Genomic DNA, 15,094 nt, shown 5'->3' with positions numbered 1-15,094 from the left:
CTGTGCTGTACGATCGTACAGGTGAGCGGCCTGTATTACGACCCCTACAACGTCGAGATCGATGTCGACCCGTACCCGGTGTACAAGCGGCTACGTGACGAAGCGCCGTTGTACTACAACGAGAAGCTCGACTTCTGGGCTCTGAGCCGGTTCGCCGACGTCGATTCCGCGCTCAAGGACGTCGATAACCTCAGCAATGCCAAAGGCGACATCCTCGAGGTGGTCAAAGCCGAACCTGTGATGCCGGACGGGGTGTTCATCAACGAGGACCCGCCGGTGCACACCGTGCATCGACCGCTGGTGTCGCGGGCGTTCACCCCGCGCAAGATGAAGGCGATCGAGGAGCAGGTCAGGGCATTCTGTACGGCCTGCCTGGATCCGCTGCAGGGTGGGGACCGCTTCGACTTCACCCTCGATCTGGGCGCGGAGATGCCGATGCGGGTGATCGGCATGCTGGTCGGGATGCCAGACTCGCTGCAGCGCAGTGTCCGTAAGGCCGCCGGTGCGCGCCTACGTAACAAGCCGGGTGAGCCGCTGCCGGTGAAGAAGGACAACTACTTCAACGGCAACATGTTTCGTGACTACGTGGCGTGGCGCAAGGATAACCCATCCGACGATCTCGTCACCGAGTTGCTCAATGTCGAGTTCGAGGATGTCGACGGAAGCAGGCGGAAGCTCCGGGAGGAGGAACTGCTGGTTTTTCTCGGTGTCATCGCCAACGCGGGAACCGAGACCGTGGGCCGGTTGTTCGGCTGGCTCGGCAAGGTACTCGCCGACCATCCGGATGCACGCCGGGAACTCGCGGCCGACCCGTCCCTGATTCCCGGGGCCATCGAGGAGATCCTGCGCGTGGAGCCCCCGGTGCACAACATCGCCCGGTACGTGGCCAAAGACGTGACGTACCACGGCCAGACGGTGCCGGCCGGCAGTGCGCTGTTGCTGATGGCAGGTGCGGCGAACCGGGACGAGCGCCGGTTCGACGACCCTGACGTGTTCGACATCCGGCGCAACCCCAACCACCTCACCTTCGGGCGTGGGGCGCACTTCTGCCTCGGGACATCCCTGGCCCGTATCGAGGGGCGTATCGCTCTGGAGGAGATCCTGAAGCGCTGGCCCGACTGGACGATCGACGAGGACAACGCGCACCGTGCCCCCACGGCCACGGTGCGGGGCTGGGATTCGATGCCCGCGATCGTCGGTTAACGCAGACGGACCGGCACGTTCAGTCGGCTGTCAGGGCTCTCCACCGGCGCGAATGCCATGGGCCAGGCTGGTTTTCCGTATTGCGCCACCCAACACGTCCCGGTGGCGTCCGCGGGCGCATCCAACGCAACCATGACCGCATCGGCGATCGCGTCGGGCTCCATCACGGGGACACCGATGCGTTCGACGAGGGAGCGCCGGTCGCCCAGCACACCTGTCTCGGTAATCCCTGGGCAGATGGTATGTACCGCAATACCTTCGGCGGCCAGGTTCGGGGCGATCGAACGCATGAACCCGACGACGCCGTGCTTACCCAGCGAGTAGACCGGGTCGGCATGCCAGGGCATCAGGCCGGCCAGGGACGCGGTCGCCAGGATCGCCCGATCGGTGTTGGCCCCCAACGATTGCATGGTCCGCACCGCCGCTCGGGCGCCGAACACCACACCGTCGACGTTCACCCCGACCGAGCGCCGGTACTGGGCCACGTCGAGGGAACCGATGTCCCCCGACCACTCGATGGTGACGCCGGCGTTCAGAAACGCGAGGTCCAGCCTGCCCAAACCGGCGACGCAGGCGGCAAATGTTGCGTCGACCTGGTCGGGATCGGTGACGTCGCAGCGCAATCCGATCCCTCCGAAAGATTCGGCGACCTCCTCGGCCGCCGAACCGTCGATGTCGACCACGCACACCTGCATGCCCTCGGCGGCCAACCGCACGGCGGTCGCGCGCCCGATGCCGGACGCACCTCCGGTCACCAGCGCGACACGTCCGGCGAGGTTCACGCCGTCACCACCGGTCGACGGGATCGTCCAGCTTCAGTGGGCGGAGGTAGGAGGCGTCGGTCTTGTCCCACTGGCCCTTGATGAAGCCCTTGACCGCGCTCTTGCTCAGGATCGAGGAATCGCCGCTGATCATCCACTCGATGGTGCAGCGGCGCAGGGCGATCTTCCAGACACCGTCGCGGCGTTCCAGCCGGTCGATGTAGCGTCCGCCCATCAGCGACACGATCTTGCCGCCCTTGACCCGCATCGCGCCCATCACGTAGCTCTCGGCGTGCGCGACGTCGCCGTCGATCTCGCAGGTGTGGGTAGTGATGTTGTGCAGATGGTCCTCGAACACCGCGGTGTGTGCCTCATTGGCCCAATCGCCATACTCAGGACCGGTTTTGACGGTCGGTCCGTGTTCGTCGATGCCGTCCTCAAAGTACACGCTGCCCATCAGCTCGGCATCGTGACGATCGTGTCCGCGGGCCTGCTTCATCACGCAGTCGAGGACCGCGGTGCGGTCCTCGAGGTACTGCACGCGCTTGCGGAGGTCCTCGAGCTCTGTGGAATCGGTCAACGTCGTCCTCCGGTGCGATGATGTGTTTGTACACTTGTATAGCACACCAGGGCGCGACGACGCATCGGAGTCGGGCCGGACTTCAGTGATTACCGGGACCGCTTGCGCGGGGCTGGTTTCCGCTTCACGGCTGGCTCGATTGAATCGAGATATCCCTCGAACGCCTCGATCAGCTCGGCGTGCGCAGTCTCCACACCGACACCCTTCTCCAGGTTCAGGAACTTCGGCAGGCTGGAGATGAGCAACTGCAGCGCCGGCAGCGACAGGTCGCCCCATGGGCGGGCGTCGGCGCCGAACTTCGCGGTGAGCGCGTCCAGTTGCAGTGTCCGCACGCTCTCGGTCACCGCCGCGATCTCCGTGCGGATCGACTTGCGGTGGTTGCCCAGCGCCATGAACTCCGTCATCAGCGTCCCGGTGGCCTCGTCCCAGCTGTACTCCCACAGTGCCCGTAGCGGATCCTCGGCTCGCTTCTCCATCACTTTGTTCAGGTGGGCGAGGTTGCGTTCGGAGTAGCGCCGGATTGCGGCGATGAACACGTCGTCGAGCGTGGGGAAGTAGTACTGCACCAGACTCGGCGTGACACCGGCCTTGGCGGCCAGCGCCCGGTAGGTGACACTCGCGTAGCCCTCTTCGAGCATCATCGTCTCGACGCAGTCGAGCAGGGTGTCGCGAGTCTTGGAGGTTTCGGCGCCCACGCGCCGCGACGAGGTCGCCATCCTCGTATCTTGTCACCACCGCGTCATGGTGGTGTGACCACTCGGAGAACCGGGTGCTGTCTATCGCCGAGATTGCTTCTATGGCGGCATTTTTGGCCGTTCGACGGCCGTGGATGCAATCTCGACGAGGGGGTGGGGATTGAGGGCGGTTTTGTCGCCGGCGATCGGTAGTATCGCAAGCATGTTCGATTCGGGGTTGGCGGGGCTGGACAAGCCGGCGTTGATCTCGGCGATCGGACAGGCCGCCTGTGAGGAGGTCCGGGCCGGGGCACGCAAGACGGCGGCGATCGCGGCGCTGGTCCATGACCACGTGACCTATGACGATGTGCGCGACGAGTGGGTGTGGGACTCCTGGATCGAGACGGCCTGCGAACTCGGTGCGGTATTGAACACCAGCCACCGCCGCGCCTCGGCCCAGATGCGCATCGCCGTCGCGCTGCGCGATCGGCTGCCCGGGGTTGCCGCCCTTCATGCGCAGGGCCGGCTCAGCGCCCGGCTGATCGGGCAGATCACCTGGCGCACCCGACTGGTGCAGGACCCGCAGGCGCTGGCACTGATCGATGCTGCGATCGCGGAGAAGGCGACGCGGTGGGAACCACTGTCGGAGGACAACCTGACCGCCGCCCTCGACGCGGTGATCGAGCGCTTCGACCCGGACGCCGTGATCAGGACCCGTGAGCAGCTCAAGGGGGTGGATTTCCGGATCGGGGCCAGTGACGACCCTGACGCGCTGGTCACGATCTGGGGCAGAATCCTGGGCTGCGACGCTGCGGTGTTGGCGGCCCGGGTCGCCGAACTGCTCAAAGGGCTCTGCGATGACGACCCCCGCGGTATCGGTGAGCGGCGCTCGTGCGCGGTCGGGGCCATCGTCCGCGGCCAGGATTATCTTCCGTGCCGGTGCGGATCCCCGGACTGCACCGCCGCCCCGGTGGTGCCGGGGTCGTCGAATGTGGTGATCTCGGTGCTGGCCGATCCCGCTGCGCTCGAAGCCGTCCGCCACCTGATCGCCGACGAAGACCGCCACCAACAAGACGCATTCGCCGAGAAGCAGCCGCACGCCAAGGCGAAGGAGCAGGGCGAGCCTGCCGCACCGGCGCCGTCGAATCGTGGCCGGTGTGTGCGGGATTCGGGGACCGCGCTGCTGCCCGGGGTGAAGATCTTGCCGATTGTGGCGCTCGCCGAGGCGATCCGGGCCGGGGCGGCGATCAAGCAACTGTGGCTGCCCGGCCCTGACCCCGAACCGCACTACCGCCCCTCGGCCAAGCTGGCGGCGTTCGTACGAGCCCGAGATCTGTTCTGCCGCTACCCCGGCTGCAACGTGCCCGCCGAACAGTGCGATCTCGACCACGTCGTGCCGTGGCCCTACGGGCCCACCCACCCGTCGAACCTCAACTGCAAGTGCCGAACCCATCACGTGGGCAAGACATTTGCCGAAGGCTGGCACGAGGAACAGTTGCCCGATGGGACGGTGATCTGGACGACCCCGGCCGGGCAGCGCTACACCACGGTGCCGGGCAGTCGGTTGTTCTTCCCCGGCTGGGACACCACCACCGCCGAACTTCCGCCGATGGCCCAACCGCCACCGGACCCCGACCGCCTGGCGAAGATGCCGAAACGACGACGCACCCGCGCCGCCGACCACGCCGCCCGCATCAAAGCCGAACGCGAGGACAACGCCCACCAACGCGCCCTCGAAACCGAACGCGCGGCAGCCAGACGATCCGGCCTACCGCCCCCGGCGCCACCGGACTACGGCGACGACCCGCCACCCTTCTGAAAGAAACTCGAACTCCGATGACATTGTCGGGGTACCCGGGTCTACGTGAGTATGGAAGCCGTGGACCTACCCGTTCGACCGCCACTGGAGCCGATGCTGGCCAAGGCGCAGACAATGGTGCCCGACGATCCTGGCGTGTGGTCCTACGAACCGAAGTGGGACGGCTTCCGCGCGCTGGTGTTCCGCGACGGGGATGACGTCGTCCTGCTGTCGCGCAGCGGCAAGGACCTCGGACGGTACTTCCCCGAGGTGCTCGACTCGGTCCGCGACGAACTCGCGCCGCGCTGCGTCCTCGACGGCGAGATCGTCGTCCCCCGCGAGATAGGGGGACGGATGCGACTGGACTGGGAGTCGCTGAGCCAGCGGATCCATCCCGCCGAGTCCCGCATCACGCTGCTGTCGGAGCAGACACCCGCACACTTCATCGGCTTCGATGCCCTGGCGCTCGGAGACACCCCGCTGATGAAAGAGCCGTTCCGGACCCGCCGCGAAGCGCTCATCGACGCCGTGACGCCCAAACAGTGGTGCCATGTGACCCGCACGACCGAGGATCCCCAGCTGGGCACACAGTGGCTCGACGAGTTCGAGGGCGCCGGCCTCGACGGGGTGATCGCCAAGCGTCTCGACGGGCCCTACCTGCCCGGGAAACGGGAGATGGTGAAGGTCAAGCACCACCGTGACGCCGACTGCGTGGCGATGGGCTACCGGATCCACAAGAGCGGCGAGGGCATCGGCTCGATTCTGCTCGGCCTGTACCGCGACGACGGGGAGCTGCAGATGGTCGGCGGCGCGGCCTCGTTCACCGCCAAGGCGCGGCTGAAGCTGCTCGACGACCTGGAACCGCTGCGCATCGGTGGCGATCTACGCGACGGTGAACCCAGCCGGTGGAACTCCGCGGCCGACAAGCGTTGGATCCCGGTGCGCCCCGAGCGGGTGTGCGAGGTGGCCTACGACCAGATGGAAGGCAACACCGAGCACGGACGACGGTTCCGCCACGCCGTGAAGTTCCTGCGCTGGCGCCCCGACCGGGACCCGCAGAGCTGCACGTTCGACCAGCTCGACGTCCCCCTGCACTTCGACCTCTACGACGTGCTGGAAAGGTCCTGACATGCCAAGCCCGGCAACAGAACTCGACGTCGACGGCGTCAAGGTCCGGTTCACCAACCCGGACAAGCCCTACTTCCCGAAGCTCGGCAAGAACGGCACGAAGGGCAAGCTCGTCGAGTACTACCTGGCGGTCGCCCATCCGATGGTCACGCTGCTGCGCGACAGGCCCGTGCACCTGCAGCGTTTCCCCGACGGCATCGACGGCGAGGAGATCTACCAGAAGCGGGTGCCGCAGAAGCACCCCGACTATCTCGAAACCTGCACCGTCACTTTCCCGTCCGGTCGCACCGCCGACGCGCTGAAGATCACCCACCCGTCGGCGATCGCGTGGGCCGCGCAGATGGGCACCGTCACCCTGCACCCCTGGCAGGTGCGCTGTCCGGACACCGAACATCCCGACGAACTCCGTATCGACCTCGATCCGCAACCGGGAACCGGATTCAAAGAGGCCGCGGACGTTGCTGTGGGCGTACTGAAGCCACTCCTCGACGAACTCGGCCTGGTCGGCTACCCGAAGACCTCCGGCGGCCGCGGCGTACACGTCTTCCTGCGCATCAAGACCGACTGGGACTTCATCGCGGTGCGCCGCGCCGGTATCGCACTGGCCCGCGAAGTCGAGCGGCGGGCACCCGATGCGGTGACGACATCGTGGTGGAAGGAAGAGCGGGGCAAACGGCTCTTCATCGACTACAACCAGAACGCGCGTGATCGCACGTTTGCCTCGCCCTACTCGGCGCGCAAGACCCCGATCGCGACGGTGTCGACGCCGCTGACGTGGGAGGAAATGCGCGACGCCGAACCCGACGACTACACGATCCAGACCGTGCCGGACTTCATCGCCGGCCGCCCCGATCCGTGGGCCGGGATCGACGACAACGCCCAGTCGATCGACACGCTGCTGGAGATGGTCCACGCCGACGAGGAGCGCGGTGAAGGGGACCTGCCGTACCCGCCGAGTTACCCGAAGATGCCGGGCGAACCTCCGCGCGTGCAACCGAGCAAGAAGGTCGCCGCGCACTGGGATGAACACGGCAATCGCATCGCCGACTAGGGGTGCCGGTTACCCTGCTGTGCATGCCGATCAACCTGCTGCGGAAGCTTCTCGCTGCCGTGGCCATCGTGGGAATGCTCGCCAGTGGTATCGGCATCGCGTCGTTCATGATCTTCGGCGGCAGGGGAGCGCAGGACGCCGTCACCGCGCCGGTCCGCACGCCACCCAAGCCACCGCCGCCGTCGGTACCGACGGTCGAGGAGTTCCGGATCGGCGTCGTGGTCACCGCGCAGAACTGCGATCCGGCCGGCGCCTGCGTGTACACCTACACCATCGACCCCAAATACATTGGCCTGCACCCATTTCCGGAGGCGCCGTTCACCGTCGAGTACGAGGTGCTCGGCGGTCACGCCCCGCAGCCCGGTAAGTTCACCGTCACCGGGGATCAGGCCCAGATCTTCAAGGACGTACAGATCGAGGGGCCGCCGGGCGCCGCGCTGACGGCCAATGTGGTGCGCGTCTTCGAGGAACCGCCCGCCCCCGCGCCGCCGCCCCCGCCGGCACCCCCGGCAGAGCAGGTCCCGGCGCCGTGACACAGCCGCCGCGCAGTCGCTGGCTCCGCAACTTCCATCCGGCCCCGAGCGCCCGCATCCGGCTCGTGTGCCTGCCGCATGCCGGAGGGTCGGCCAGCTACTACTTCCCGATGTCGGCGGCGCTGTCGCCCGAGTTCAACGTCTACGGCGTGCAGTACCCGGGCCGGCAGGACCGGCACAGCGAACCGTTCGTCGAGTCCGTCGACGACCTCGCCGACCAGATCTACGCCGAGGTCGCGGCACTGCCCGAGGCGCCGACCGCCTTCTTCGGACACAGCATGGGCGCGGTGCTGGCGTTCGAGGTGGCCAGGCGGTTCGAGTCCCTGGCGGGTCGGCGGCCGGTGGTCGTGTTCGCGTCCGGGTCCCGCGCCCCGAGCCACTACGGCGACGAGCGCGAGTACAAGAGCGACAACGATCTGATCGGCGTGATGCGGGATCTCGGCGGCACCGATCCGCGCATCTTCAACGACCCCGACCTGCTGTCGACGTTCCTGCCGGCGTTCCGCAACGATTACCGGGCGCTGCAGGCCTACCATCGCGGCACCGAGGTCGTGATCAGCGCGCCCATCGTGGTGATGACCGCGACCGACGATCCGAAGACCAGTGAGGACGGCGCGCGCGCCTGGCTCGCGCACACCACCGGCGGCGGCGAGGTGCGCACGTTCACCGGCGGCCACTTCTACCTGGAGAAGCAGCCGCAGAAGGTCATCGACGTGGTGACCCAGACGCTGCGCGACGTCGGCTAACGCGTCGGGACGACACCCCGCGGCAGCGGCAGCGGCAGATCGTTGTAGGTCGCGATGCCCGGAGCCGCCGCGACGACGGCCGGAATCGCGTGGATCGGCGGCAACGCGGTCATGATGTGCCCGAGCACGAAGAAGTCCTCGAGCGTCTTCGCGTTCTCGATCATGTCCTGCGGAGGAAGGAATCCCACGGACATGTTGACGGTGGGCCGCCCCTCGATCGTGATCTTCCAGCCGTCGCCGTCGAGCTGCCAGTCCGGCTCCAGGGTCTGGCCCTTCTTCCACCGGACGTTGATGTCGATGACGGTCCGGCCCTGGTAGATCCCCTGCCAGCTGGCGAAGACGCCGGCGACGTGGCCGGCTTTGATCGTCCAGGACGCCATCGGGAGGTCCTCGGTGGTCTGGGCGTACTCGGACACGCACGTGATCTCGTCGAGCTCGATGCCGAGCGCGTCGGCGACCAGCTGCACGGCCTCGGCGAACACCGCGGTGCCCTGCGCCGCCATCGGCTGCAGTGCCGGATCGTCGATGGCCATGTCGAACCCGACCGGACGCTCGGTGTCAGGGGAGTCGTACAACGTGGTGTCGGCCGACTCGGAGATGACGACCTTGTCGATGCGGTCGCACGCCGTGCCCGCGACGATCGCGAGCAGTTCGGCGAACCCGGGACTGACACCGGATCCGAACAGTGTCGAACCGCCCCGCTCGCAGGCATCGGCGAGCTTGGCGCGGCCGTCGCCCAGATTGTGTCCGGTGATGAAGGACGCCGACGCCACCACGTTGACGCCGGCCTCCAGGATGCGCACCAGCTCGTCGACGTCGATCCACATCGGGTTGTACACCACGGCGTCGGGCTTGAGTGCCAGCAGCGCGTCCACATCGTTGGTGGCGGCCACCCCGAGCGGCTCGATGCCGACGAGCTCGCCGACGTCACGGCCGACCTTGTCGTCTGACCAGGCGTAACAGCCGACCAGCTCGAGGGTCGGGTTCGCGGTTATCGCGGCGACCGAGGACTTTCCGACGTTTCCCGTCGTCCACTGGACGACACGGTGAGGCGCATTGTTGGGCACTCGCTCAGCATAGGGTTCGGGCGTCCGGTGTCCGGCGCGTTTGCGTCAAATCAGACGACGGGCGTCAGCACAGCCTTGCCCGTGCGGGTCTGCCCCAGGGTGTCGATCCACGTCAGGTCCAGCACGTCACCGGGGTAGTGCCGGTCCAGGACCGACGTCAGCGTGTTGGTCGAATCGAGCGGGGTGCCGTCGAGCATCACGATGATGTCGCCGGCGAGCAATCCGGCCCGGTCGGCGGGACCGCCGACCATGACCTCCTGGATCAGCACGCCGGGCGCATCGCGCGGCGCGGCACGCACGCCGACACCGAGCAGCGTGGGCGGTCCGATGTGGACGGTGTCGGACGGGACGCCGGCGCGGATCTGGCCGACCACCCCCATCGCGTCGTTGATCGGGATCGCGAAGCCCTTGCCGCCGGGGCCCATCCGGAAGTTGACCGACGCCGCCGTCGTGACACCGACGACCTGACCGGTCGAGCTGACCACCGGGCCGCCCGAGTCCCCGGCGCGGACCGGAGCGGCGAACTCGAACAGGCCGGTGAGTTCGTCGGTCGAACCGGTCAGAGTGTCCTCGGCTTCGACGGTGCGCCCGAACGCGGTGAGCGTCCCGACCTCGCGGGTGAGCGGCGCGTCGGATCCCATCGCGTTCCCGAGGGCGACGACCGGCTCGCCGGGCGCCAGGATGTTCGCGTCCCCGATCGGCGCCGCCGGCAGACCCGCGGCACCCAGCAGCTGGATCACCGCGACATCGCGGCCACGGTCATACCCGACAAGCTGTGCGGGGTAGGGCCGGCCGCCGACCGTCGCGGTGATGCGGTCGGCGCCCTGGACGACGTGGAAGTTGGTCAGCACCAGCCCGCCCGGATCGATCACCATGCCGGTGCCCAGGCCGATGACCCCCTGATAGTCGACAGCGGTGTCGATGCGCACCACGGCAGGTTCCACCTGGGCTGCCGCGGCCAGGGGATCCCCCGGGGCGGCTGCTGCAGGCGCCACGGGGACGACCAGAGCGAGGATCGCGCCCAGCGCGATCAGCAGTGTTCGGAGTCGGGGAATCGGGCCCATACCCATCAATAGTGGCCGTGAGGAGGGAAACTGTCGACGTGACGTCGGCAGGTCAGTCCTCCACGGCGACGCCGCCGCGGGTCCTCTTACGCCGGCCGAGGCCGGTTCCCTTGCCGGTCGGACGGCGATTTCGCAGTTTTCCGTCCGCGTCATCGGCGTCATCGGCGTCGGATACCGCAGCGGGTGCATCCTCGGCTTTTACCCCGTTCTCGCCGGTATCCACGTCGGCGTCGGTCCCACCGTCGGTCGGCTCGTCGGTAGCGGCGTCGGTCGGCTCGGCCTCGAGAACCTCGCCCTCTGAGCCCTCTGAGTCCGCAACGTCCGCTGAGTCCTCCGACCCGTCGCCTTTTCGCCCGCGGCCGGTGCGCTTCGTGGCCTTCAGCGGCTTCGGGGGCGGCGGGGGAAGCTCGGCGACGAACGCCAGATAGAACGCGAAGACGCCCAGCAGCCCGATCGCAGCAGCAGCCCCGTAGATCCCGAACAGCCACTGACCTGCGGAATCCACGGACAGCCAGATCTCGCTGATCGCGGTGCCGAGGATGAGCACGCCGGCGAGCACATGCAGCGCGATCGACGCGGTGCGCAGGTTCAGGGCCAGCTTGGGGGTGCCGAATTCGGGCCTGCGCGTGCGCAGCAGGGTGAAGACGACGGGCAGCGCGGCGAGCCCGATCAGGGCCCCGGTGACGACGCGAAGCACCGTCCCGAGTGTGTGGGAGGTGTCGCCGAGCAGTTCGGGCGTCCGGGGGAGGACGAAGAAGAAATACAGCACCCCGGCGGCGATCGAGAACGATGCGTGCCAGATCACCGCGGCGGTGCGGCCCATACTCCTCCTCGATCGTGTTGCCCGCTCGATCGTGATGTCCGGGGTGCGGCCGGTCTTTGACCGGCCGCACCTCAGACGAGCGCGGAGGATAGGGGATTTGAACCCCTGAGGGCTATTAACCCAACCCGCGTTCCAGGCGAGCGCCATAGGCCACTAGGCGAATCCTCCGTCGGTCATGGTAGCCGACGGCCGTGGTGGTCCCCCAAATCCGCGGCTCGGCTCCTCGCTGGTGGTGTGACGGCCGCGGGGTATTACACTCGCCGTGGACCCCGCGCGGCGTCCATCCTGTGAACTCCCCCAGGGCCGGAAGGCAGCAAGGGTCAACGGGCTCTGGCGGGTGCGCGGGGTCCCCTTTCTTGTTTTCCGGATCGCACACGACGGTGAAAGGCGAGCGGTGTCGTTTCATTCGCTGGGCCGCGACGAACTGCGCGCACAGCACGAACTGCAGCAGCGCAACTATGCCGAGCTGCAGGCCAAGAGCCTCCGCCTCGACCTGACCCGCGGCAAGCCCTGCTCCGAACAGCTCGACCTGTCCAACGGCCTGCTCGCGCTCCCCGGCACCGGCCCCAGTGCCTACCTCGACCGGGAGGGCACCGACACCCGCAACTACGGGGGACTGCACGGGCTGCCCGAACTGCGGGCGATCTTCGGCGAGCTGCTCGGCATCCCGGTGCCGAACCTCATCGCGGGCAACAACGCCAGCCTGGAGTTCATGCACGACGTCATCGTGTATTCACTGCTGCACGGCGGCGTCGACTCACCCCGCCCGTGGGGTCAGGAACCCGTCGTCAAGTTCCTGTGTCCGTCCCCCGGCTACGACCGGCACTTCGCGATCACCGAGAGCCTCGGCATCGAGATGATCGCGGTGCCGCTGCGCGAGGACGGACCGGACATGGACCTCATCGAGGAACTCGTCGCCGCCGACCCCGCGATCAAGGGCATCTGGTGCATCCCGGTGTACTCGAACCCCACCGGCTCCACCTATTCGTGGGAGACGGTCCGGCGTCTCGTCCAGATGGACACGGCGACAAGCGATTTCCGGATCATGTGGGACAACGCCTACGCCGTGCACACGCTGACCCACGACTTCGCCCAGCAGGTCGACATCCTCGGGCTGGCCGCGGCCGCCAACCACGCCAACCGTCCCCTGGTGTTCGCGTCCACGTCGAAGATCACCTTCGCCGGGGGCGGCGTGAGCTTCCTCGGCGGTTCGCTGGGCAACATCGCGTGGTATCTGCAGCACGCGGGCAAGCGTTCGATCGGCCCGGACAAGATCAACCAGCTGCGGCACGCCAGGTTCTTCCGCGACGCGGACGGGGTGCGACTGCACATGCAGCGCCACCAGGAGATCCTCGCGCCGAAGTTCGCGCTGGCGCTGGAGATCCTCGACGACCGCCTCGGCGCGTCGAAGATCGCGTCCTGGACCGAACCCAAGGGCGGGTACTTCATCAGCCTCGACGTGCTGCCCGGCACCGCGAAACGCACCGTGTCGCTGGCCAAGGATGCCGGCATCGCGGTGACCGAGGCCGGGGCGTCGTTCCCGTACCGAAAAGACCCGGAGGACAAGAACATCCGCATCGCGCCGACGTTCCCGGCCACCTCCGACCTGCGTGCCGCGATCGACGGGCTCGCGACGTGTGCCCTGCTGGCCGGCGCCGAGCAGCTGCTCGCCTCCGAGTAGTCGGACCGACTGGTTAGCCTGCTTCCGTGGCTCTCTACCGCAAGTACCGACCGGCGTCCTTTGCAGAAGTCGTCGGCCAGGAACACGTCACCGAGCCGCTGTCGACGGCGCTGAACTCGGGACGAATCAACCACGCGTATCTGTTCTCCGGTCCGCGCGGCTGCGGCAAGACGTCCTCGGCGCGGATCCTGGCCCGCTCCCTGAACTGCGAGCAGGGACCCACCGCGACCCCGTGCGGGGTGTGTGACTCGTGTGTGGCGCTCGCTCCCAACGGGCCCGGCAACATGGACGTCACCGAGCTCGACGCCGCCAGCCACGGCGGCGTCGACGACACCAGAGAGCTGCGGGACCGCGCGTTCTACGCACCTGCCCAGTCGCGCTACCGCATCTTCATCGTCGACGAGGCGCACATGGTCACGACGGCCGGCTTCAACGCGCTGCTCAAGATCGTCGAGGAACCACCGGAGCACCTGATCTTCGTGTTCGCCACGACGGAGCCGGAGAAGGTGCTGCCGACCATCCGGTCGCGGACCCATCACTACCCGTTCCGGCTGCTGGCGCCCAAGACCATGCGCACGCTGATCGAGAAGATCGTCGCCTCCGAGCACGTCGCCGTCGATGACGCGGTGTACCCGTTGGTGATCCGTGCCGGCGGAGGTTCGCCGCGTGACACCCTCAGCGTCCTCGACCAGCTGCTCGCCGGTGCGCATGCCGATGAGTCCGGCACCAGCCACGTCGCCTACCAGCGGGCGCTGTCCCTGCTGGGCGCCACCGACGTCGCGCTGATCGACGAGGCCATCGACGCGTTGGCCGCCAACGACTCCGCGGCCCTGTTCGGGGCCGTCGAGGGTGTGATCGACGCCGGGCACGACCCGCGCCGCTTCGCCACCGATCTGCTCGAACGCTTCCGCGACCTGATCGTCCTGCAGGCGGTTCCCGACGCCGTCGCCCGTGGTGTGGTCGACGGGCCCGAGGATGTGCTGGAACGGATGCGCGAGCAGGCGTCGCAGCTGGGCACCGCGACGCTGACCCGCTATGCGGAGGTGGTGCACGCCGGGCTCGGGGAGATGCGCGGGGCGACGGCACCGCGGCTGCTGCTCGAGGTCGTGTGCGCGAGGCTGCTGCTGCCCTCGGCCAGCGACACCGAGGCCGCACTGCTGCAGCGGGTGGAGCGCATCGAGACCCGGCTCGACCTGTCCATCCCCGCCAGCGACGAGATCGTCGCCGCGGCGCCCGCCGTGCCGCGCAAGCAGTTCGTGCGCAGGAGCGAAGCCGCACCCGTTGCATCGCCGCCTGCCGAGGCTGCGCCACCGCCGCCACCTGCCACGCCGCCGCCGGCCCCCGCACCGCCGCCGGCACCTCCCCGTCAGTCCGAACCGCGTCCGGTACCTGTGCCCGCGCCCGCGCCCGAAGCTAAACCTGTTACCCCCGAACCCGACCCGGAACCGCCGCCTCCGATGCGTGCCCCCGCGGCGCCCGCAGTCGAGGCACCGCCGGCGACACCGGCTGCGGCGGTGGCCGCCGGTGAACCCAACGCCGCCGCGGTGCGCAGCATGTGGACCACGGTGCGGGAGAAGGTCCGCGAGCGCAGCAGGACCACCGAGGTGATGCTCGCCGGCGCGATCGTGCGGGCCGTCGAAGGTGACACCCTGCTGCTCACCCACGAGTCGGCTCCGCTGGCGAGGCGCTTGTGCGAGCAGCGCAACGCCGATGTGATCCGCGAGGCGCTCAAGGATGCGCTCGGCGTGAACTGGAAGATCGTCTGCGAGCCCGGGGTTGCCGCCGCTCCCGTGCCGTCGACTCCCGAACCAGTCCGCGGCGGGCCGGCCGAACCGCCGCCGCAACCCGACGGCGACGACGAGGAGAGCATGCTGGCCGAGGCCGGCAAGGTCGATCCTGCTGCGCCGCGCCGAGATCCGGAAGAGGCCGCACTGGAGCTGCTGCAGAGCGAGTTGGGCGCCCGTCGCATCGACGGGTAGCGGGTC

Annotated in this window: 14 protein-coding genes, 1 tRNA gene and 1 other RNA gene; 9 read left to right on the top strand and 7 right to left on the bottom strand. The window is 68.1% G+C overall.

Features of this window, described 5'->3' with window-relative positions:
- Positions 1–21: 21 nt before the first annotated feature.
- Positions 22–1,203, top strand: a complete 1,182-nt coding sequence (locus DYE23_RS26090) for a cytochrome P450 (RefSeq protein ID WP_218566993.1) — start codon at positions 22–24, stop codon at positions 1,201–1,203.
- Here the strand turns inward: DYE23_RS26090 and DYE23_RS26085 are convergent.
- The 3 genes from DYE23_RS26085 to DYE23_RS26075 form a co-directional block, all read right to left on the bottom strand.
- Complete coding sequence (locus DYE23_RS26085; RefSeq protein ID WP_115328541.1) at positions 1,200–1,985, bottom strand: SDR family oxidoreductase; 786 nt, start codon at positions 1,983–1,985, stop codon at positions 1,200–1,202. The genes DYE23_RS26090 and DYE23_RS26085 overlap by 4 nt on opposite strands.
- Before the next feature lie 4 nt (positions 1,986–1,989).
- On the bottom strand, positions 1,990–2,544 hold the full coding sequence (locus tag DYE23_RS26080; protein ID WP_115328540.1) for a nuclear transport factor 2 family protein: 555 nt from the start codon (positions 2,542–2,544) through the stop codon (positions 1,990–1,992).
- An 89-nt stretch (positions 2,545–2,633) separates the two neighbouring features.
- Positions 2,634–3,260 (bottom strand): TetR/AcrR family transcriptional regulator, encoded by a 627-nt coding sequence (locus DYE23_RS26075; RefSeq protein ID WP_013472989.1) that lies wholly within the window; start codon positions 3,258–3,260, stop codon positions 2,634–2,636.
- A gap of 181 nt (positions 3,261–3,441) precedes the next feature.
- Between DYE23_RS26075 and DYE23_RS26070 the strand changes: the two genes are divergently transcribed.
- The 5 genes from DYE23_RS26070 to DYE23_RS26050 are packed head-to-tail and all read left to right on the top strand — an operon-like array spanning position 3,442 to position 8,474.
- Complete coding sequence (locus DYE23_RS26070) at positions 3,442–5,037, top strand: HNH endonuclease signature motif containing protein (protein ID WP_115328539.1); 1,596 nt, start codon at positions 3,442–3,444, stop codon at positions 5,035–5,037.
- A 51-nt stretch (positions 5,038–5,088) separates the two neighbouring features.
- On the top strand, positions 5,089–6,144 hold the full coding sequence (locus DYE23_RS26065; RefSeq protein WP_172527949.1) for an ATP-dependent DNA ligase: 1,056 nt from the start codon (positions 5,089–5,091) through the stop codon (positions 6,142–6,144).
- Position 6,145: 1 nt separating this feature from the next.
- A complete protein-coding gene (ligD, locus tag DYE23_RS26060) occupies positions 6,146–7,195 on the top strand; it encodes a non-homologous end-joining DNA ligase (protein ID WP_115328538.1) in 1,050 nt (349 codons plus the stop codon).
- A 23-nt stretch (positions 7,196–7,218) separates the two neighbouring features.
- Positions 7,219–7,728 carry a hypothetical protein gene (locus DYE23_RS26055; protein ID WP_011892173.1) on the top strand — a complete coding sequence of 170 codons (510 nt, stop codon included), beginning with the start codon at positions 7,219–7,221 and terminating at the stop codon, positions 7,726–7,728.
- Positions 7,725–8,474, top strand: a complete 750-nt coding sequence (locus tag DYE23_RS26050) for a thioesterase II family protein (RefSeq protein WP_115328537.1) — start codon at positions 7,725–7,727, stop codon at positions 8,472–8,474. The genes DYE23_RS26055 and DYE23_RS26050 overlap by 4 nt, the downstream gene beginning before the upstream one ends.
- Here the strand turns inward: DYE23_RS26050 and DYE23_RS26045 are convergent.
- The 4 genes from DYE23_RS26045 to DYE23_RS26030 form a co-directional block, all read right to left on the bottom strand.
- The gene (locus DYE23_RS26045) at positions 8,471–9,541 is read right to left on the bottom strand and encodes an NAD(P)H-dependent amine dehydrogenase family protein (RefSeq protein ID WP_011892175.1); all 1,071 of its coding nucleotides are present in this window, start codon (positions 9,539–9,541) and stop codon (positions 8,471–8,473) included. The two genes, DYE23_RS26050 and DYE23_RS26045, sit on opposite strands and share 4 nt — an antisense overlap.
- 50 nt (positions 9,542–9,591) lie before the next feature.
- On the bottom strand, positions 9,592–10,611 hold the full coding sequence (locus DYE23_RS26040) for a S1C family serine protease (RefSeq protein WP_013472985.1): 1,020 nt from the start codon (positions 10,609–10,611) through the stop codon (positions 9,592–9,594).
- Positions 10,612–10,657: 46 nt separating this feature from the next.
- On the bottom strand, positions 10,658–11,428 hold the full coding sequence (lucA, locus tag DYE23_RS26035; RefSeq protein ID WP_115328536.1) for a lipid uptake coordinator LucA: 771 nt from the start codon (positions 11,426–11,428) through the stop codon (positions 10,658–10,660).
- A gap of 82 nt (positions 11,429–11,510) precedes the next feature.
- Positions 11,511–11,596, bottom strand: a tRNA-Ser gene (locus DYE23_RS26030).
- Between the two features lie 93 nt (positions 11,597–11,689).
- Between DYE23_RS26030 and ffs the strand changes: the two genes are divergently transcribed.
- From ffs to DYE23_RS26015, 3 genes are all read left to right on the top strand, one after another.
- Positions 11,690–11,784, top strand: an RNA gene (gene ffs, locus DYE23_RS26025) — signal recognition particle sRNA small type.
- Positions 11,785–11,822: 38 nt separating this feature from the next.
- The gene (locus DYE23_RS26020; RefSeq protein WP_115328535.1) at positions 11,823–13,109 is read left to right on the top strand and encodes an aspartate aminotransferase type Ic; all 1,287 of its coding nucleotides are present in this window, start codon (positions 11,823–11,825) and stop codon (positions 13,107–13,109) included.
- Positions 13,110–13,135: 26 nt separating this feature from the next.
- Positions 13,136–15,088 (top strand): DNA polymerase III subunits gamma/tau, encoded by a 1,953-nt coding sequence (locus DYE23_RS26015; RefSeq protein WP_115328534.1) that lies wholly within the window; start codon positions 13,136–13,138, stop codon positions 15,086–15,088.
- The last annotated feature ends 6 nt before the right edge of the window (positions 15,089–15,094 follow it).

Source organism: Mycolicibacterium gilvum, from assembly GCF_900454025.1.
In the GTDB taxonomy this organism is placed as follows: Bacteria; Actinomycetota; Actinomycetes; order Mycobacteriales; family Mycobacteriaceae; genus Mycobacterium; species Mycobacterium gilvum.
Note: the sequence above shows the minus strand (reverse complement) of the source record. Positions and strands in the feature narration are given on the sequence as shown.

Bases quoted from the DNA above. Each gene is read 5' to 3' on its own strand.
- DYE23_RS26070 (WP_115328539.1), top strand. From the start codon at position 3,442: ATGTTCGATTCGGGGTTGGCGGGGCTGGACAAGCCGGCGTTGATCTCG.
- DYE23_RS26040 (WP_013472985.1), bottom strand. From the start codon at position 10,611: ATGGGTATGGGCCCGATTCCCCGACTCCGAACACTGCTGATCGCGCTG.
- DYE23_RS26075 (WP_013472989.1), bottom strand. From the start codon at position 3,260: ATGGCGACCTCGTCGCGGCGCGTGGGCGCCGAAACCTCCAAGACTCGC.
- DYE23_RS26065 (WP_172527949.1), top strand. From the start codon at position 5,089: ATGGAAGCCGTGGACCTACCCGTTCGACCGCCACTGGAGCCGATGCTG.
- DYE23_RS26055 (WP_011892173.1), top strand. From the start codon at position 7,219: ATGCCGATCAACCTGCTGCGGAAGCTTCTCGCTGCCGTGGCCATCGTG.
- ligD (WP_115328538.1), top strand. From the start codon at position 6,146: ATGCCAAGCCCGGCAACAGAACTCGACGTCGACGGCGTCAAGGTCCGG.
- lucA (WP_115328536.1), bottom strand. From the start codon at position 11,428: ATGGGCCGCACCGCCGCGGTGATCTGGCACGCATCGTTCTCGATCGCC.